Source organism: Bacillus multifaciens, from assembly GCF_030756675.1.
Classification (GTDB): Bacteria; Bacillota; Bacilli; order Bacillales; family Bacillaceae_G; genus Bacillus_A; species Bacillus_A multifaciens.
The window spans coordinates 89,648-107,585 of the sequence record NZ_JAVBXD010000010.1 but is presented as its reverse complement, the minus strand read 5'-3'; the positions used below and the strand labels follow the sequence as shown (position 1 = coordinate 107,585).

Genomic DNA, 17,938 nt, shown 5'->3' with positions numbered 1-17,938 from the left:
AGTTAATCAAGTTAATAATTTTAATAAATAACTCTTGATTATTCTTGTGAAAGTTCATATAATAAGTTCATAAGAACTCTTTGATTAACTTTAAAAATCATCTATCTTTTTCATAAATTAAGAGAAGGATAGCTATGATATACATTTATAGAAGAAGGGGAATGAATAGTAAATGTTAAAAAAAATGGTTACAATATTGACAGCATTTATGTTTGTCTTTGCCGCAAGTAGTTTCATTTCAGTAGATAGTGCTTACGCAAAAAGCTACAAATCTGGTAAAAAATCATATAGTCCAAGTTCAAGTCAAACACAAAAATCAAAAGTAGATTTGAATAAAAAAGATTCTAATGTAAATGCAAATAAAACAACAGATTCAAAAGCAAAAGCAACAAATACGGCACCAAAAAGTAATAAAGGAAGCTTTATGAAAGGTCTTTTACTTGGTGGTCTTGGTGGTTTATTAATGGGAAGCTTATTTGCTAACATGGGAGTTCTTGGCTCTGTATTAGCATTTATGGTCAATATGCTAGTAATGGCTGGTATTATTATGCTAGTAGTTCGCGCCTTCAAATATTTTAAAAACCAACGTAAGAAACAGGTGGAAGAAGCAGCATGGAAACGATAAAAATATCTGAACAAGAGCTGATTAACGCACTTTGTGTATATATTGCACAAAAACGTCAAGTTGCCCCGGAACAAGTGTCGGTAGAACTGATGTATGATGACGATTATGGTTTTTCGGCTGAAGTAGAAGTAAACGGACGTCAACAAATTTTAATTCAAGCAAATTTAATTGAGGCACTTCGCTTATGGCTTGATATGGAATATAACATTAATCCATTTGCTGCAAGATTACAGCTTGAATTACATGATGAAGAAGGTATTATCGCGTATGCGAATTTAAATAATTCTTATGAGTAATATAAAAATAGCTGTTGAGATGAACGGTCTCAGCAGCTATTTTTTGTTTGTATATGAGTATATATGTTTAGTAATCAAAAGGGGTTTTCATAAAGGTGTTTTATTGTTTTTTATAGACTGAATGAAATGATCTACTACTTTATTAAAATGGTCCGCTTCTTCTAAAAATGGACAATGACAGCTATTTTCAAAAATGATAAGCTGAGAGTTTTGAAGGTGCTTGTGTAAATGTTCGCCTGCTGCAACAGGAATGAGCTTTTCTTCTTTGCCGAAACAAAGTAAAGTAGGGATCGTAATTTGAGCTAGGAAGTCTCGATAATCCACAACAGACTGGTCGAACAAAATAGCACTTGCGGTAGACTCCGGGATTTTTGTGACTTCTTGTAATATCCACTCAAAATCATCTTCAGAAAGGGGATGTTTGAACATTAATGATATAAATTCTTTCAAGAAGTTAACTCGATTCATTTGCATTTCTCGCATAATATGAATAAGGGCCGGAAGATCAAAAGCTCCAATTGGAAAATCAGCCCATTTAAAATCAGAGGCTAGTTCATCTACGATAACTGAGGCTTTTACATTGTTTTCTCCAAATTGTTTTAAATATTCCCAAACAACAAATGCTCCCATAGACCAGCCAACTAAAACAACGTTCTCAAGAGATAATTTTTCGATAAATGCCTGTAGATCACGAGCATAGTTTGTAATTGTATGCCCGTATTGAACGTGTGAAGAACGGCCATGACTTCGTAAATCAAGTGAAATCGCACGGTAATTCTCACTAAAATACGGTAGTTGTTTATGAAAAAAACGACTGCTCATCCAAACTCCATGTACAAATATAATTGGGATTCCTTTTCCTTGATCTTCATAATATATATTCACTTCGTTATCAAGTTCCATATAAGGCATGTATATCAGCCTCCTTTTCAAAAAGAAAATAAGTTATATATTCGAAAATATGCTTTATTGCAGCTATGTATTCAAAGCTTCAAAAAAATACCATCGACTTTTTTACGAAATAGTCTTATATATCGGTACAGAATCTTTATTTTTTACGTAATTTTAAAAGAAACCTCGATTATTTCTAAAAAAATTCGCCTAAAATATTGTCATATCCTGCCCTTTAAGATATCCTTTTGTAGAGAGGTGAAATCATGGAAAAAGTACTTATTTTCGGGCATAAAAACCCAGATACAGATGCAATTTGTTCTGCAATTGCATATGCAGAGCTAAAGAAAGAATTAGGAATGGATGCTGAACCTGTTCGTTTAGGTGAAATCAGCGGTGAAACACAATTTGCTTTAGATTATTTTAAAGTAGAAGGACCACGATTTGTTGAGACAGTTGCAAACGAAGTGGACAATGTTATTTTAGTTGACCATAACGAACGCCAACAAAGCGCGAATGATATCGAATCTGTTCGTGTATTAGAAGTAATCGATCATCATCGTATTGCTAACTTTGAAACGAGCGATCCTTTATACTACCGTTGTGAGCCTGTTGGTTGTACAGCTACAATTTTAAATAAAATGTACAAAGAAAACGGCGTTGCAGTTCGTAAAGAAGTTGCAGGATTAATGTTATCTGCAATCATTTCTGATTCTTTACTATTTAAATCTCCAACTTGCACAGACCAAGACGTAGCAGCGGCTCGTGAACTAGCAAAGATCGCTGGTGTAGATGCTGAAAGCTACGGCTTAGAAATGTTAAAAGCTGGTGCGGATTTAAGCGGTAAAACAATGGAACAATTAATTTCTCTTGATGCAAAAGAGTTCCAAATGGGCACTGCAAAAGTTGAAATCGCACAAGTAAACGCTGTTGATACAAATGACGTTCTTGTACACCAAGCAGAATTAGAAAAAGTAATCTCTGCAGTAGTTGAAGAAAAAGGTTTAGACCTATTCTTATTCGTTGTAACAGATATTTTAACAAACGACTCTGTTGGTCTTGCAATTGGTAAAGCAGCACAAGTTGTTGAGAAAGCATACAACGTAACGTTAGAAAACAACACAGCTACTTTAAAAGGTGTTGTTTCACGTAAAAAACAAATCGTTCCTGTATTAACAGAAACATTCCAAACTCTATAAGAGAAGCTTTGGACGAAAAGGAAAGAACAAGCAGATATACAGTCTACTTGTTCTTTTTTTGTTTTTAGGAGGCATAAAAATTCGGATATTAAAGTCTGTTATTTTAATGTTTCATATAGGAAAGATGGAATTTGAGTAGGGAGAATTGAAAAACCTGATATTTTTATTTGTGAATAAAAAATGCTATGATTTTATTGCTATATAAATCCAAATTAAAAAACGGACATAAAGCCATTCATTTTCGGTGAGCGAGAGCATCTGGCCATGTAGCCCTTTCCTGCCACACGCAAGGTAAAACAAAGGGAGAAAGCAAGTGCAGGCTCTTCTGCACAGCCGCATTCTTATATGTCGAAAAATTAAAGTGGATTCATATAATTACTTATGTCATTTCTTAAAAATAATAATGAAAAAATGAAGAAAATTATATAGGGTTGAAAGAGAAAAGAGGTAAGAATGTAACAATGAAAAGACTATGTATAATTCCATGTGGGAAAAAGAAGATTTGGGATAAGTGCCCTGATATGGGACTGACAGAAGCGAGAGAAGTGTACATTAGTCCATTCGGAAAAGTGTGCCAAGCGTATGCTTCTCAATTTTTTACACACTGGGTTATTTTATCTGCAAAGCATGGATTTTTACTGCCAACCGATATAGTGAAAGAAAACTATAATCTTGCTTTTAATTCGAAAAGTAGTGAGATTATTAGTATAGAACAACTAAAAAAACAGATGATTGATAAAGACTTACTAGGCTTTGATGAAATTGTTCTGCTTGCAGGCAAGAAGCATAAAAAAGTAGTGACAAAGTTATATCCAGAAGAGATCATTTCTTATCCATTAGAAGGCTGTAAAGGGATTGGATATATGATGCAGAGGCTGAATAAGGCAGTTGAAAATCATAACGAGATTCAGTAAAAGGTAAAAGAATTTAATTTATGAAGCAGATTAATAAGTAGTTATTGAAAAATAAAGGGGCATTAGGGATCCCCCTTTATTCTAAATGTTGGTAATAGTTTATCACTTGCTCCATAAGATTTCTTATCTCTTTAACTGGTGGTTTTTTATCGTATATATCAATATGTGAAGAGTAATAATTTAAATTTCTAACAAGGCCTTTTCCGATTTTTTCCTTTAGGAAAGGGAATATTTGTCCAGTATAGTCTTCAAGAGATTTACAATAGTATTTTTCATCTAAATAAACGCTATATTTACATGTTAGCTCTACTAGTAGGTTACCTTCAGAATCATATACATCTTTAGATTCAAATACGTCTATTAGTGCAAATCTATCATTAAGATAAACTTTTTTCTTCTTTTCAGGCTTATTAGAAAGAATAAAAGCGATACCTATTGCGTTTATCAATGTGTTGCCTCCTATAAATATAAAGTGAAACTTTAATCAGCCTTCACTAATCGGGCTTTTACGGGTAGCATATCTCCCATCTAATTTCTTTTACTTTGCCAAATTTTAAGGTGGGGTCTCATCCAGTATACAAAAAGATACTAATAAAATATATCGATATATGTTAAATGTAAAGGGGGAAGGTGGATTGAGAGAAGAATCTGTTAATTTTATTGGAGAAGTATAGAGTACAATGACTTTTAACTAATGATATAATGCTAATAGATGAAAGACTAAGAAAAGCAGGTGAATCTTTTTTGTTTACAAAAGCACAAGAACTTTTAGCTTCCTATTTTGGCTACTCGTCATTCCGTAGAGGGCAGGATGAAACGATTAAAAATATATTGGATGGAAGAGATACCGTTTGCATTATGCCAACAGGCGGCGGAAAATCTTTATGCTATCAAATTCCAGCATTAGTGTTAGAGGGAACAACATTAGTTATTTCTCCACTTATTTCTTTGATGAAAGATCAAGTTGATACCTTAACTCAAAATGGTATTCCAGCAACATACATTAACAGTTCTATTTCAATTACGGAAGCAAATCAGCGCATACAACTAGCGAAACAGGGGCATTATAAATTGTTATATATTGCACCAGAGCGTCTGGATTCAATTGATTTTATTGATCAACTTATTGATATGAAGATCCCATTAATTGCAATTGATGAAGCACACTGTATTTCGCAATGGGGACATGATTTTCGTCCGAGCTATTTACATATTCATCGTGTACTTGATTATCTTCCATTTCAGCCAATCATACTTGCATTGACAGCAACAGCAACGCCCCAAGTACGACAAGATATTTGCAGCGCTTTAGGAATAGCAGAACAGAATACAATTTTGACGACTTTTGAACGAGAAAATTTATCGTTTTCCGTTGTAAAGGGACAGGACCGTGATGCCTTTTTATCATGTTATATTCGTCAAAACAAAAAAGAAGCGGGAATTATTTATGCAGCGACGCGTAAAGTTGTTGATGGGCTGTATGAAAAATTAAATAAAGAAGACGTTTCGGTCGCACGTTATCATGCTGGTATGAGTGATAATGACCGAAATGAACAGCAAGAACGTTTTTTACGAGACGAAGTAAATGTAATGATTGCGACATCGGCATTTGGTATGGGAATTGACAAATCGAACATTCGGTATGTGATTCATTATCAACTTCCAAAAAACATGGAAAGTTATTATCAAGAAGCAGGACGTGCTGGACGTGATGGGTTAGATAGTGAATGTATCTTGCTATATTCACCGCAAGATGTGCAAGTACAACGTTATTTAATTGATCAATCAACAGGAACGTCTCGATTTTCTAATGAATTAGAAAAATTGCAACATATGACAGATTATTGCCATACAGAGAATTGCTTACAATCATTCGTTCTACAATATTTTGGGGAAGAGCCAAAACAAGATTGCGGCCGCTGCGGCAATTGTACAGACGATCGAAATAGTGTCGATGTTACAAAAGAAGCACAAATGGTACTGTCATGCATGATTAGAACAAATCAACGTTTCGGTAAGCAAATGATTGCGCAAGTATTAACAGGATCGAAAAATAAAAAGGTAATGGAATTTAATTTTCACACGTTACCAACGTATGGGCTGCTGTCAAATCAAAGTGTAAAAGAAGTGAGTGATTTCATTGAGTTTTTAATCTCAGAAGAACTCATTGCTGTTGAACATGGTACGTATCCAACATTAAAAGTAACGGCAAAAGGAAAAGATGTTTTACTTGGGAACCAACTTATTTTCCAAAAAGAAAGAGTAGAAACAAAACAAATAGTGAAAGATCATCCACTATTCGAAGAGTTACGTCATGTGCGTAAAGAAATTGCCCAAGGAGAAGGAGTACCGCCATTTGTTATTTTCTCTGACCAAACATTGCAAGATATGTGTGCAAAACTACCGAAAACATTAGAGGAAATGCTAGGGGTAAAAGGAATTGGGGAGCATAAACTTGATAAATATGGAAATGTATTTTTGCAAGTTATCACAAATTTTATCGAACAGAATCCCGATATAGAAGCGATGATTAAGACCGAAGTTATAACTGAACGTAAGCAGTCAAAAAAAGCAATGAAAAATTCTCATCATGCAACATATGAAATGTATGAACAAGAGAAAGAGCTTTCTCATATTGCTGAACTACGTGAGTTGTCTTTGCAAACTGTAGAAAATCATCTAATTCGTTGTTTTGAAGAAGGAATGGACGTAGATTGGCCAAGGTTTGTACCGAAAGAATATGAATCTATAATTGCAACCGCAATTGAGAACGCTGATGGTGGACTGAAGGCTATTAAAGAACAACTTCCTGATTATATAAGTTATTTTATGATTCGCGCTTATTTACAAATGAAGAAATAGTAGTGTGATAGTAAAGACTATATATATAGAAATTTAAAAAACGACATAAAACCATCTTTTTTAGGTGGACGAGAGCGCCTGGCCAAGCATAGAAGCGGTCAGTGCCTTTTCCTGCCACATGCGAAGTTTAAACAAAGGGAGAAAGCGAGTGGAATCTCCTTTTTGTCTGCATAGCAGCAATCTATATGTCGGAAAATCAAAATGGATTCATATAGAATCAATATTTGTTTTATATGTCTTCTAATGTATCTAGATTTTTCATATATTAAGGAATGAGAGAGATTTGAAAGGGGAGTAAGGTATGGATAAACTAGTATTTAAACAATTTAAGATGACAAGAGGTTATTTTATTAAAAACGTAGAATCACTTTCGAAGGATATCGTAAATGTGCAGCCAGACGGTTTTAACAACACGATCCAATGGCATATTGGCCATGTATTAACGGTTGCTGAACAGTTTATGCTTGGCTTTCCACATAAAACGACCCATCTTCCCGCAAATTATATCGAATTATTTGGAAACGGTACAAAGCCGGCTGATTGGGAAGAAGATGTACCTACTGTAGATAAACTTATTATAGAGTTGAAAGATCAGTTAGTACGTCTTCAACAAATTCCTGCTGAACGGTTAAATGAAACGCTGGAAAAACCATTTATGGGACTTGAAACCTTTGGGGAATTAGCCGGGCTTACATTAATGCATGAAGCAAATCACTTAGGGCAAATTCAAGCAATGAAGCGTATCATTGAACATACAGGAGTAAAGAATTAGTAAACTAACTTAGCTCCTTAAAAATTCAGGATTCCCGATTTCTTATACAGTCTTTGATGTGGACAATTAAGTAATTGGTACATACAATGCTAATTCACCTTATGGGAGCGTATTCAAAGCGCAAAAAGACGGTAATACTTCTGTACAAATTCAAGCAGGGGTGAATCCTTCATTTATTAAGAAAATGAATTTTACAGCCAAATTCACTCTTTCTAAATTTAATTAGTGATAAGGAATTGTTTTTGTTATAGTAACAATGAAATAAAAAAGGCGTATCCTGTTTATGGAATACGCCTTTTAACTATTCTATTTTGAGAAGGTGATCCTTTAATAATAAGAAAATATTTAGTAATCCAATTATATCGTATAAAGGTGATTGTTTGCATGTTATCACTACCTAAATTCAAAAAAACTTAAAATATAAATGCCATAACATATTATATATGACTAATATGTTATGGCATTTTGTTTTTGATAATGATTTTTGAAGGTGAATTTGAAAAGTATTTTTCTCTATTTGGGTAGAAATAAATAAAGGTATCATATCGTTGCAATTCTTTAGAAACTAATTCTAGTTCATCAGAAATCGATAAATTCATATCAAAAACGCTATCCCTTTTGTATATTTCTGTAAACAGAATAGCGTTTTTTTTATTATATGGATAGAAATTACTATTATGTTAAATCGATAAATGCCACAGTTGACAAAACACGTAATATTGTTATAATGGTACATTGTTATATAGGTAACAAAATAGAATTTTTGACGAGAAGGATGTGAAATTATGAAACAACATAATAAACAAATGAATGGAAAAGATCAAAAAATTAAAGTTGAACGTGTACAAACTGGAATTAGGATGGAAAAAAGAATGGTAAAAGTTTTGAAAGCAATGGCAGAGTATCATGATATTTCACTAGGAGTTCTTCTTGAAAGAATAGTTCTTCATTCTTTTGAAAACAAACCTGTGTTTAGCGAGGAAAGTCTTGAAAAAGTTAAAGCTATAAAAGAAGTTTACGATATGGATTATGGTCTAGAAATAAGTCGTCAGTGGAATGATTCGGAAAACTAGAATGATTATTTTCAAATACAGTACCATCTAGATTTTTGTAAGAAATCCATGAAGTAAAGAAACTAAATAAAATTATCAGGAGCGATATGAAATGAAATTTAGCACATTAACAATATTTGATAATTACCCCAATCAACTTCCTCGAACTCCTGGACAATTCTATAATGAGGTATTGGAGCAAGCCGTTCGGGCTGAAGAAATGAATTTTGATGGGGTATGGTTTGCAGAACATCATTTCTCAGATTTTGGCATTAATCCCTCTCCAGCAGTTCTGCTCGCTGCGGTATCTCAAAGGACGAATAGAATTCGTCTTGGTGTGGGTGTTTCAGTACTTCCATTACACAACCCTATACGAGTTGCTGAAGATTATGCGATGGTTGATCTTTTATCAAATGGAAGATTAGATTTGGGGTTAGGTAGTGGATATGCACAGAAGGAATTTGATGGTTATAATATTTCATTGGAGGACAAAACTGAGCGTTTTAACGAGTCTCTAGAAGTGTTACGTAAGGCATGGTCAGGAAAGCTTTTTTCTCATCAAGGGAAATTTTTTCAATACAAAGACCTTAGGCTTAATGTTCAGCCAACACAAGCTCCGTTTCCGCCTCACTGGATTGCAACCTCTAGTGAAAAAGGTGTTAGTCATGTTGCCAGTATGGGAAACAAGTTCATGGGGCTTGGGTTTAGTAAATCACGAGATGAATTAGCAAAGCTGATTGATACTTACAAGAATACGTATCTAAAGTCAGGATACGGTAATCCAGAAGAGTTGGAAATCCCTGTTGCATTTCATGTTCATGTTGGTGAAACATATGCATTTGCTGAATCCAATGCAAAATATCCTTATCAACTATTTATGAATACTCCGCGTGGGACGAATATCTCATATGAAGATCTTAAACATAAATTCAATCCAGTAATAGGAAGTCCTAATGAAGTTATTAAACAAATTCAGTCCTACAGGGAAATAGGTGTTACGAATTTTATGGCAGTAATGAATTTTGGTGGATTAGAACATCATAAAGTACTTTCATCCCTAGACTTATTTGGTAAGTATGTAATTCCTGCATGTAAGTGAAAAATTGATTGTTCCTCAAAGCCAAAAAATGAATTTAATTCTCATAAATAAATATAGAGAGAAAAAATTTGTTTTGGGGATACTTTATAATCTTAGATTGATGGTGATAGGTGCTACCTATTTTTTAGTTGATGGACATGTAAGGAGGCACCTAAAAGAACAATTTTCTTCATCAGCATGGATTAGAAATTTCATGTGGATTTTTTTGTGAATTTTTTATAACCACTTGACTTATAGGATTCACTTTCAATACAATTAAACTTCGACTGAAAATTCCGACGAATGGGAGGGGATTCTAAAATGAGTGACATTTATGAACTAGAGTTAGAGAAATTAAATCGTACGCTTTCGAAAATTAATGACCAATTGAAGAAACTAGAGAGTATCCCGGTTTATCACGGAGAAAATTTTACAGAACAAGTGCTTGAAACGATGCGAGAATCTAGTCGTCAAAGACTTCGCATTGCCAGTGAAGAACCTTATTTTGGACGATTAGATTTTCAAGAAGAGGGACATGCGCAGCCAGCACCTGTTTATATTGGGAAAGTTGGTGCTTCTGATGAAGAAACGCAGCAACCAATCGTTGTTGATTGGCGGGCGCCTGTTGCCAGTATGTTTTATTCATTTACAGGAGGAGAAGATGCGGCTTTTTATGATTCTCCTGAAGGAATCGTTGAAGGAGTTGTTTACCTAAAACGCAACATTGCTGTTAGGAAGCAAATACTCGAACGTGTTGTAGATACATATGTAAGGGGAAGCGAGGATCTGTCACTAGCAGATGATTTTCTTCTCTATCGTTTAGGGGAAAATAAAGATAACAAATTAAAGGATATTGTTTCAACAATTCAAGCAGAACAAAATGATATTATCCGTGCTGAAAAAAATGTTCCTCTTATTATTCAAGGTGTTGCAGGGAGCGGAAAAACAACGATTGCTCTGCATCGTCTTGCCTTTTTAATTTATCAATATCAAGAGCAGCTCAAGGCTGAGAAAATGATTGTTTTTGCACCAAACAGTATATTTCTCGATTATATTTCCAGTGTGTTACCAGAGCTCGGTGTTGGTGATATTTATCAAACTACGTTTCAAGACTGGGCATTACATACTTTAGAAAATAGTGTTTTTGTAAAGAATACTGATAAACAACTTCAACAAGCGTTCTCCATTCATAAAAACAAGCATGAGATTATGGCTGGAAAATTAAAAGGATCAATTGAGTTTCAACTATTTATTAAGCAAAGTTTGTCCAACTACGAGAAAAGCATAGTGCTAACGAAAGATTTTGAACCTTGGGATGGTTCCGTATTACAAGGAAAGGTAATTCAGCAATGGTTTGAAACAGAATATAAACACTATCCAGTTGGAAAGCGAAGAGAGCGAATCGTAGCTCGTATGAAGCGTTGGATTGAGATGGAACTTAAGATGGTTTCAGACGCAAATAAAAAGAAGCAACTTAAAAAACAAGCAACGCAAAGATTGAACAGTTATTTAAAGTGTTGGTCGAAGATGACTGCATTATCCTTTTACAGTATGTTAATGAAACAAGATGATATTTTAAGTGTGTTGCCAGCTGAACTCGTACAAGAAACAGCAAAAAACTGCCGAAAAAAAGAAGTGTCACTAGAAGATTTAGCACCGCTCATTTATATTCATCACTATCTAGAGGGCATAAAGATTGGACAGAAATTTCATCATGTTGTAATTGATGAAGCGCAAGATTTCTCACCATTTCAACTTTCCATTTTAAAAGAAATAACACTTGGTAATTCTTTTACTATTTTAGGTGATTTATCACAAGCGATTCATGAATATCAAGGTATTGACGATTGGAATCAGTTTCAAGATGTATTTGATCACAATGCACAGTACTTTGAATTAACGAGAAGTTATCGGTCAACAAAAGAAATTATTTATTTTGCAAATGAAGTCATTCAAACGGCAAATATTCCAGTAGGTCTTGCTAATCCAGTATTTCGCAGCGGTGAAAGTATAAAAGTTGTTTCAACAAATGATCAATTGCAATCCATTTTATCTACTGTAAAGACTTTGCGAGAACAAAGTGTAAAAACGATTGCGATTATCGGACGTACAGAGGAAGAATGCCGTGAGATATATGAAAAACTCACTGAAGCTGGTATTTCTGCAAATATTATAGAAGCGAATCAAAGTAAATATGAAGGTGGTATTTCAGTCGTTCCTGTTTATTTAGCGAAAGGATTAGAATTCGATGCAGTATTACTGATGGATGTAGATGCAACACATTATAAACAAACAAAACAAGATGCGAAATTGTTATATGTCGGGTGTACTCGCTCCCTACATGATTTATGGATTTTTTATTCGGGGACATGTTCACCTTTAATTCAACAAATTCCAAAAGAGTTATACGAAGAAAGGATAGATGATTAATTAAGAAGAAAATGAATTTAAAAGCTATAGCTCTGAAAGTACGCTATGTTGACTGGTACTTTTAGGGTTATAGCTATTTTCATAAGTTGTTCGTATCGAAAATAACATGAATAGTATGTTTATTCAACCGGTCTTGGGCCAGCATCCATCCCTGATGTTTCTACTGTTAAAACAGGACGAACTGTCATATCTTCATTTACGTATACTTGACACGATAGACGCAAGTGATCTTCAATACCTTTTTCCGCAAATACAGATTTTTCAATCTTGCCAGGCTCACAAAAATCACCATCTAAAATTTCCACGCGGCAAGTTGTACATTTTGCTTTACCGCCGCAGCGGTGAAGGATATTCACACCATTATCTTCAAGAGCCAACACTAATTTTGTTCCTGCATCCACTTCAAAAGTTCCTTTTCCTGGAACAGTTATTTTTGGCATTTTATACTCTCCTTCTATAAAATATGAATAACATAATTATCACCTTACCCTGTAAAAGGTAAACATAAGACCAACAATATTTCCTAAATGAAAAAATTATTATAAAAAATTCATGACTCCCGTAACTTTTTTCTTTATTGAATCGTTTATTAAATAAGCGCGCTTAAAAGGAGTGATCACTTTGAATACGAAAAGAAAGATGATTTTACATCATACTTCAGAAATTCAGCAATCAAATAGATCGTTTATTATTAAACATTATGCGGAATTAAAGCGTTATTGTACATTTTTAACGAAAAATAGATGGGACGGAGAAGATCTCGCACAAGAAACGATCTGTAAAGTGTTAAAAAAATATACAGATACGGAATGGAGTCAAAGTATTTGTTTAACACTGCTCTACAAAGTAGCTCGCAATCAATGGCTAGATGAAATGAGGACAAAAGCATATGAAACAGAAAGTAATAAAGAAGCTTCTTATGAACCACATGAAAACGTCGCTGAATTATATGCTTTAATCGAAACGATGCTTTCTTGTTTAAATGAAATGCAAACTGTTATTTTCTTATTAAAGGATGTGTTTGAATATAGCTTAGCTGATATTGCAACTATTACTTCTATGTCAGAAGGAGCAATAAAAGCTTCCTTGTTTCGAACACGTAACAAACTGAAAACGATAAAAGAAGAGGAACGTTTTGTAATTTCAAAAGACACGGAAGAAAATATGGAAATACTCGTAAAAGCGATTCGGCAACAAAGGCCAGAGTTATTAGTAAAACTTATGCCAACACTACAATTTTCAAAAATCTCACAACACCCATTCCCTTTATTACACAAAAGATCTTCTTACAACTGTTTCTCATGTGCTGCTTAATCTAAAATGGTGGAGGGATTTTTCATGAATGCGATTCCTTATGTAATAGAACAAACGAAACTTGGTGAACGGTCATATGATATTTATTCTCGGTTATTAAAGGATAGAATTATTATGATTGGGCAAGAAATTAATGATCAAGTTGCCAGTAGTGTTGTAGCGCAGTTATTATTCTTAACGGCAGAAGATGCAGAGAAGGACATATCTATTTATATTAATAGTCCTGGCGGTTCAACTTCTGCGGGGTTTGCTATTTTAGATACGATGAATTATATTAAGCCGGATGTGCAAACCATTTGTATCGGTCTAGCAGCTTCGTTCGGAGCATTATTGTTACTATCGGGAGCAGAAGGAAAGCGATTTGCTTTGCCAAATAGCGAAATTATGATTCATCAGCCGCTCGGCGGAACGCAAGGGCAAGCAACTGAAATTGAGATTTCAGCAAGACGGATTTTGAAATTAAAAGAACATATCAATCAAATCATTGCCGATAAAACAGGGCAACCAGTCGGAAAAATAGCAAAAGATACAGAACGGGATTACTTTATGAGCGCAGAAGAGGCGAAAACATATGGCATTGTAGATGGGATTATCGGTTAAAGTTGAAAAGAGGTTATTGAAACAAATTGTTCAATAACCTCTTTTTAAATGATAAACAATTGAATTTTCTCAATTAATGGAATAAAATGAAAATATTATATATTCTTTGTTATTAATATATAAAATACATATTGTTTAAGGAGTTTACAATGCAAAGAAAAAGACTAAGAGATTTAGATATTCGTATTGGAAAATTGAGGACAGGAACATTTAATGCAATTACAGATGTAGAAGGTGTTATCGTCGGTCACAAAACAATTTTAGATAAGGATGTTTGTTCAGGGCTTACTGTTATTTTGCCTAACAATGGGAATCTAGCTGGATCGCATTTTCCAGCAGGCTTTTTCTCTTTTAATGGAACGGGTGAATTTACAGGAAGTCATTGGATTGACGAAACAGGTACTCTAGTAACTCCGATTGTATTTACTGGCAGCCATTTACTTGGATTAGCACATCATTTTCTTTCGCGTGCTACAAGAAGAATCGAAAATTTAGAGCCTTTCTCAAATGGAATAGTTGCAGAGACATGGGATGGATGGTTAAGTGATTTAGAAAAAACAACCATGACATATGAGGATTTAGAAGAAGCGATTTCCTATGCCAAATCTGGCGGAATCGAAGAAGGAAATGTCGGCGGTGGTACTGGAATGATTTGTTTTGAATTTAAAGGCGGTATCGGTACTTCTTCTCGCGTAATTGAATGTGAATCAGGGACTTATACAGTGGGCGCTCTTGTACAAACCAATTTTGGTAGAAGAGAAGATTTTGTTCTTAACCATAGTCCAGTTGGCAGTATCTTAAATGAAACGGAAGTACCATTACCATGGAGTACTCCGGAAAACGCAGGCTCTCTTCTCGTTACAGTAGCTACAGATGCACCGTTATTACCTTCACAATGTGAAAGAATATCAAAAAGAGCATCGTTAGCAATGGCTAAATTAGGTGGTATCGGAGAAGAAGGAAGCGGAGATTTCTTCCTAACTTTTTCAACTGGGAATTGCTATTCTTACGATAATGAAACACCTTATCCTATTAATATGTTTCCATCGGAACAGTTAGATTTTATTTTTGAAGCAGCGCTTGAATCTGTCCAAGAAGCAATTGTTAATTCTATGTGTATGGCAGAAACGATAACAGGACAAAAAGGGAGACAGGTACATGCGTTGCCGTTAGAGCGGTTAGTAGAAATCCTAAAATCTTAAATTGGACAATGTATTGTCATAGACAGGGGGACTTTATGTTTTATAGGAGAAAATTTTATATTGTAAAAGGCGAGTTTGTCGAGATTTTTAACAGGCATTTTAATGAAACAAACTTACCGAATCAACTAAAATATGGTTCACGGCTAGTAGGTCGATGGATGAAGGATAATGGTGATGACACCACTGAAGTTTTTGCTTTATGGGAATATGACAGTTATGAAGATTATGTAGAAATTGAATCCAAAATTAGAAGTGATCAGGCTCAGCTTAAACGGATTCATGATTGGTACGAAAAACATGGCGGAAGAGAGCATGTGTTAAAGGAGTATATATTGGAGATGAGAAACGAAGCTTTAGAATCAACTGTAACGGGAACCAAATCACATATGAATAAGTAATTTTAAGTATTCTTTTTTTATTAAAAAGGCACGATCGTTCAAACTTGATCGATTTTTCTTATGAGTATACAAATAGGGGGAGTATGTATGTTTTCTCACGATCAAAATTGCTTTATTTGTAAGAAACATGAAGGAAGTATATCTGTGCCAGGTGGTGTCATTTACGAAGATGACTTTGTCTATGTTGGACATGTGTATTGGGAGGGGGAGGAAACATATTTAGGCTATCTGATGATCGATACGAAAAGACATACACCAGGATTAGCGGAATTAAATGAAAAAGAAGCGCAAGCATTCGGGCTCATTGTTAGTAGGGTGAGCCGGGCTTTAAAAGAATGCGAAGGTGCGGAACATATTTATGCATTTGTATCTGGAAATGGTGTACCACATATGCATATGCATCTTATTCCGCGATATCCGAACACTCCAAAAGAATATTGGTCTCCAACAAAAATTGCAACTTGGCCTGAAGCGCCTCTAGGAAGAGAAAAAGAAATCGAACAATTATGTGAAAGGATTAAAATGTATTTGGTGAATGAATATGAATATAACGGATAAACCTCTGCAGTTTTCATGGATAGGGAATGAAGAGATGTGTATCGATCAAATAAAAATTGATCAATGCGGCGATGTAATCATCGGGAGATATGGCGGAAACAAAATTGCTGGTGCCAAAAAGAACGAAGACGGAGCATTAGTATGGGCCCATGATGATTGGGAACTCGCTATGATTTTAGATGCTCATTATAGCGCGGAAAGTACAGCATTATTAGTACAAACAATGCAAAATGAGTTTTCTAATCTAAAAGTCTTGTTAGATGAACCAATAGAAACGGTGTTTAAATCTGTGGAAAAACATATATTATCGATTTTTCAATCTGAATCATTTCGACAATCTTGTCAGCGAATAAAAGGAGAGACGGCTTGTTTAATTTGTGTACGAAAAGCAAATTATCTCTGGTGGTTATCCGTTGGGGATTGTTTAGTATATCTTCTGCATGACGAACTACATAAATTAGGTCAGTACACTTTGAACCAACGAAACTTCTATGAATGGATTGGTTTTATCAATACATTTTCATTACCAGTTCCTTGTTATTCATCTGGAGTTCGAGAATTGCGTACAGGACATAATCGTGTTGTAATGGTGACAGATGGTGTATTAGAATGCGGGGAACAATATTACGAAAAACCAAATAACTTATATACTGATCTCTATGCAGATAAAGAGAGTATACAACTAACGGATTGTGTTGAAAAGATATTACAACATGTACATGAGCAGCATGGAAGAGATAGTGCGACTATTGTAAGCTGGGATTATATCAATTCTTTACCATCTACTTATCCAAACGATCAATTATTTCAAAAGGAAAGCTAAATACTTATAAAGAAGGAGAGTAACATGGATCTAGAAATGGTTTTTGAAGAATTTCCAGTTTTAGAATCTCAAAATTTAGTATTGAAGAAAATTGAAGAGGTTCATTTACAGGAACTATATGCCATCTATAATAACGATAAAGTATTTGAATACTGCGGAATTATACCGAAGCATAATATAAAAACGGTAAGTAAAATGATTCAACACTTTGAGAGAGACTATGACAAGCAGAGTAGAATCAAATGGGGAATTTTTCAAAAGAATAAAAGCGATATATTAGTTGGAATTGTTGAAGCATTGGATTTTAATCGCAAGGTAAATATGGCCACAATCGGATACTTTTTAGCGGAAGAATACTGGGGGAAAGGCATTGCGTCTGAGGCGGTTCAAACAGTTGTGAAATTTTTATTTGAGGATGTCCATATAAATCGAATCCAAGCCGAAGTAATGCCAGCAAATGATATATCAAAGAAGGTGCTTTTAAAGAACGGATTCATGAAAGAAGGATTATTAAGACAGGCTACATTATGGTCTGGGAAGGGAATTGTTGATTTAGAAATATATAGTGTTCTTCAAGAGGATTATAAATGATAAAGACAAATATAATATCAAAGACTGTTTTCTTCTCGTATCGATGAGATTTTCGTCCATTCTTCTGTAGGAGATGGAACAGAAGAATTAGAATCTTTGTTATTTCGTGGGTGTTTTGTTGTATAGCTTGGTACAACAGATATAAATAATCTTGAATCATTCCAATTGCCTTATATTCACTTAATTCTCTTTTCTTTTTTTAAAGAAGTTAACGCATTTTAAACATCGTAGACGAGCACAGGAAAATAGCGATTAGCTTTCCGTATAACTGGCACTCTAATCGCTCCTGTTTTAATTCAAATGTTTCTCCGGGATGTAGTTGTTTCGAAATCT

General features: G+C 34.4%; 19 protein-coding genes and 2 pseudogenes. 17 read left to right on the top strand and 4 right to left on the bottom strand.

Annotated elements, in window-relative coordinates; genetic code table 11:
• Nucleotides 1–172 precede the first annotated feature (172 nt).
• Together Q9306_RS09265 and Q9306_RS09260 are read left to right on the top strand one after the other, a co-directional pair.
• Nucleotides 173–625, top strand: coding sequence for a hypothetical protein (locus Q9306_RS09265; RefSeq protein ID WP_306197519.1), 453 nt, complete (start codon nt 173–175; stop codon nt 623–625).
• Nucleotides 613–921: a YxcD family protein gene (locus Q9306_RS09260; protein ID WP_306197517.1), complete on the top strand. Its 309-nt coding sequence runs from the start codon at nt 613–615 to the stop codon at nt 919–921. The genes Q9306_RS09265 and Q9306_RS09260 overlap by 13 nt, the downstream gene beginning before the upstream one ends.
• An 87-nt stretch (nt 922–1,008) precedes the next feature.
• Here Q9306_RS09260 and Q9306_RS09255 read toward each other — a convergent pair whose 3' ends face one another.
• Nucleotides 1,009–1,833 carry an alpha/beta fold hydrolase gene (locus Q9306_RS09255; RefSeq protein ID WP_306197515.1) on the bottom strand — a complete coding sequence of 275 codons (825 nt, stop codon included), beginning with the start codon at nt 1,831–1,833 and terminating at the stop codon, nt 1,009–1,011.
• Between the two features lie 245 nt (nt 1,834–2,078).
• Between Q9306_RS09255 and ppaC the strand changes: the two genes are divergently transcribed.
• Nucleotides 2,079–3,011 (top strand): manganese-dependent inorganic pyrophosphatase, encoded by a 933-nt coding sequence (gene ppaC, locus Q9306_RS09250; RefSeq protein WP_306197513.1) that lies wholly within the window; start codon nt 2,079–2,081, stop codon nt 3,009–3,011.
• A gap of 461 nt (nt 3,012–3,472) precedes the next feature.
• Nucleotides 3,473–3,925, top strand: a complete 453-nt coding sequence (locus Q9306_RS09245; protein WP_306197511.1) for a DUF6884 domain-containing protein — start codon at nt 3,473–3,475, stop codon at nt 3,923–3,925.
• 76 nt (nt 3,926–4,001) lie between these two features.
• On the opposite strand, the gene Q9306_RS09240 is transcribed toward Q9306_RS09245, so the two are convergent.
• Nucleotides 4,002–4,373 (bottom strand): cytoplasmic protein, encoded by a 372-nt coding sequence (locus Q9306_RS09240; protein WP_306197508.1) that lies wholly within the window; start codon nt 4,371–4,373, stop codon nt 4,002–4,004.
• Nucleotides 4,374–4,669: 296 nt separating this feature from the next.
• On the opposite strand from Q9306_RS09240, the gene recQ reads away from it, so the two are divergent.
• The 6 genes and pseudogenes from recQ to Q9306_RS09210 all read left to right on the top strand — a co-directional run bounded on the left by recQ (nt 4,670) and on the right by Q9306_RS09210 (nt 12,119).
• The gene (gene recQ, locus Q9306_RS09235) at nt 4,670–6,787 is read left to right on the top strand and encodes a DNA helicase RecQ (RefSeq protein ID WP_306197506.1); all 2,118 of its coding nucleotides are present in this window, start codon (nt 4,670–4,672) and stop codon (nt 6,785–6,787) included.
• A gap of 301 nt (nt 6,788–7,088) precedes the next feature.
• A complete protein-coding gene (locus Q9306_RS09230; protein ID WP_306197503.1) occupies nt 7,089–7,559 on the top strand; it encodes a DinB family protein in 471 nt (156 codons plus the stop codon).
• Nucleotides 7,560–7,575: 16 nt separating this feature from the next.
• Nucleotides 7,576–7,785, top strand: a pseudogene (locus Q9306_RS09225) (hypothetical protein); the annotation flags it as partial.
• 559 nt (nt 7,786–8,344) lie between these two features.
• Complete coding sequence (locus Q9306_RS09220) at nt 8,345–8,632, top strand: hypothetical protein (protein WP_306197501.1); 288 nt, start codon at nt 8,345–8,347, stop codon at nt 8,630–8,632.
• Between the two features lie 91 nt (nt 8,633–8,723).
• On the top strand, nt 8,724–9,710 hold the full coding sequence (locus Q9306_RS09215; protein WP_306197498.1) for an LLM class flavin-dependent oxidoreductase: 987 nt from the start codon (nt 8,724–8,726) through the stop codon (nt 9,708–9,710).
• Nucleotides 9,711–10,010: 300 nt separating this feature from the next.
• The gene (locus tag Q9306_RS09210) at nt 10,011–12,119 is read left to right on the top strand and encodes a HelD family protein (protein ID WP_306197496.1); all 2,109 of its coding nucleotides are present in this window, start codon (nt 10,011–10,013) and stop codon (nt 12,117–12,119) included.
• A gap of 119 nt (nt 12,120–12,238) precedes the next feature.
• Here the strand turns inward: Q9306_RS09210 and Q9306_RS09205 are convergent, their stop codons facing one another.
• Complete coding sequence (locus Q9306_RS09205; protein ID WP_306197494.1) at nt 12,239–12,559, bottom strand: 2Fe-2S iron-sulfur cluster-binding protein; 321 nt, start codon at nt 12,557–12,559, stop codon at nt 12,239–12,241.
• Between the two features lie 181 nt (nt 12,560–12,740).
• On the opposite strand from Q9306_RS09205, the gene Q9306_RS09200 reads away from it, so the two are divergent.
• The 7 genes from Q9306_RS09200 (at nt 12,741) to Q9306_RS09170 (ending at nt 17,605) form a co-directional block, all read left to right on the top strand.
• Complete coding sequence (locus Q9306_RS09200; RefSeq protein ID WP_371932364.1) at nt 12,741–13,433, top strand: RNA polymerase subunit sigma-70; 693 nt, start codon at nt 12,741–12,743, stop codon at nt 13,431–13,433.
• A 24-nt stretch (nt 13,434–13,457) separates the two neighbouring features.
• Entirely contained in the window at nt 13,458–14,033 is a 576-nt protein-coding gene (clpP, locus tag Q9306_RS09195) for an ATP-dependent Clp endopeptidase proteolytic subunit ClpP (protein WP_306197492.1), read from the top strand.
• Between the two features lie 149 nt (nt 14,034–14,182).
• Nucleotides 14,183–15,235 (top strand): P1 family peptidase, encoded by a 1,053-nt coding sequence (locus Q9306_RS09190; protein WP_306197490.1) that lies wholly within the window; start codon nt 14,183–14,185, stop codon nt 15,233–15,235.
• A gap of 35 nt (nt 15,236–15,270) precedes the next feature.
• Entirely contained in the window at nt 15,271–15,633 is a 363-nt protein-coding gene (locus Q9306_RS09185) for an NIPSNAP family protein (protein WP_306197488.1), read from the top strand.
• A gap of 87 nt (nt 15,634–15,720) precedes the next feature.
• The gene (locus tag Q9306_RS09180; protein WP_306197487.1) at nt 15,721–16,191 is read left to right on the top strand and encodes an HIT family protein; all 471 of its coding nucleotides are present in this window, start codon (nt 15,721–15,723) and stop codon (nt 16,189–16,191) included.
• On the top strand, nt 16,169–17,014 hold the full coding sequence (locus tag Q9306_RS09175; RefSeq protein ID WP_306197484.1) for a PP2C family serine/threonine-protein phosphatase: 846 nt from the start codon (nt 16,169–16,171) through the stop codon (nt 17,012–17,014). The genes Q9306_RS09180 and Q9306_RS09175 overlap by 23 nt, the downstream gene beginning before the upstream one ends.
• Nucleotides 17,015–17,038: 24 nt before the next feature.
• Nucleotides 17,039–17,605 carry a GNAT family N-acetyltransferase gene (locus Q9306_RS09170; protein ID WP_306197483.1) on the top strand — a complete coding sequence of 189 codons (567 nt, stop codon included), beginning with the start codon at nt 17,039–17,041 and terminating at the stop codon, nt 17,603–17,605.
• On the opposite strand, the pseudogene Q9306_RS09165 reads toward Q9306_RS09170, so the two are convergent.
• A pseudogene (locus Q9306_RS09165) lies at nt 17,535–17,900 on the bottom strand (hypothetical protein); the annotation flags it as partial. The gene Q9306_RS09170 and the pseudogene Q9306_RS09165 overlap by 71 nt on opposite strands.
• Nucleotides 17,901–17,938: the final 38 nt, after the last annotated feature.

Bases quoted from the DNA above. Each gene is read 5' to 3' on its own strand.
- Q9306_RS09265 (WP_306197519.1), top strand. From the start codon at position 173: ATGTTAAAAAAAATGGTTACAATATTGACAGCATTTATGTTTGTCTTT.
- Q9306_RS09260 (WP_306197517.1), top strand. From the start codon at position 613: ATGGAAACGATAAAAATATCTGAACAAGAGCTGATTAACGCACTTTGT.
- Q9306_RS09255 (WP_306197515.1), bottom strand. From the start codon at position 1,833: ATGCCTTATATGGAACTTGATAACGAAGTGAATATATATTATGAAGAT.
- ppaC (WP_306197513.1), top strand. From the start codon at position 2,079: ATGGAAAAAGTACTTATTTTCGGGCATAAAAACCCAGATACAGATGCA.
- Q9306_RS09245 (WP_306197511.1), top strand. From the start codon at position 3,473: ATGAAAAGACTATGTATAATTCCATGTGGGAAAAAGAAGATTTGGGAT.
- Q9306_RS09230 (WP_306197503.1), top strand. From the start codon at position 7,089: ATGGATAAACTAGTATTTAAACAATTTAAGATGACAAGAGGTTATTTT.
- Q9306_RS09220 (WP_306197501.1), top strand. From the start codon at position 8,345: ATGAAACAACATAATAAACAAATGAATGGAAAAGATCAAAAAATTAAA.
- Q9306_RS09215 (WP_306197498.1), top strand. From the start codon at position 8,724: ATGAAATTTAGCACATTAACAATATTTGATAATTACCCCAATCAACTT.
- Q9306_RS09210 (WP_306197496.1), top strand. From the start codon at position 10,011: ATGAGTGACATTTATGAACTAGAGTTAGAGAAATTAAATCGTACGCTT.
- Q9306_RS09205 (WP_306197494.1), bottom strand. From the start codon at position 12,559: ATGCCAAAAATAACTGTTCCAGGAAAAGGAACTTTTGAAGTGGATGCA.
- clpP (WP_306197492.1), top strand. From the start codon at position 13,458: ATGAATGCGATTCCTTATGTAATAGAACAAACGAAACTTGGTGAACGG.
- Q9306_RS09190 (WP_306197490.1), top strand. From the start codon at position 14,183: ATGCAAAGAAAAAGACTAAGAGATTTAGATATTCGTATTGGAAAATTG.
- Q9306_RS09185 (WP_306197488.1), top strand. From the start codon at position 15,271: ATGTTTTATAGGAGAAAATTTTATATTGTAAAAGGCGAGTTTGTCGAG.
- Q9306_RS09180 (WP_306197487.1), top strand. From the start codon at position 15,721: ATGTTTTCTCACGATCAAAATTGCTTTATTTGTAAGAAACATGAAGGA.
- Q9306_RS09175 (WP_306197484.1), top strand. From the start codon at position 16,169: ATGAATATGAATATAACGGATAAACCTCTGCAGTTTTCATGGATAGGG.
- Q9306_RS09170 (WP_306197483.1), top strand. From the start codon at position 17,039: ATGGATCTAGAAATGGTTTTTGAAGAATTTCCAGTTTTAGAATCTCAA.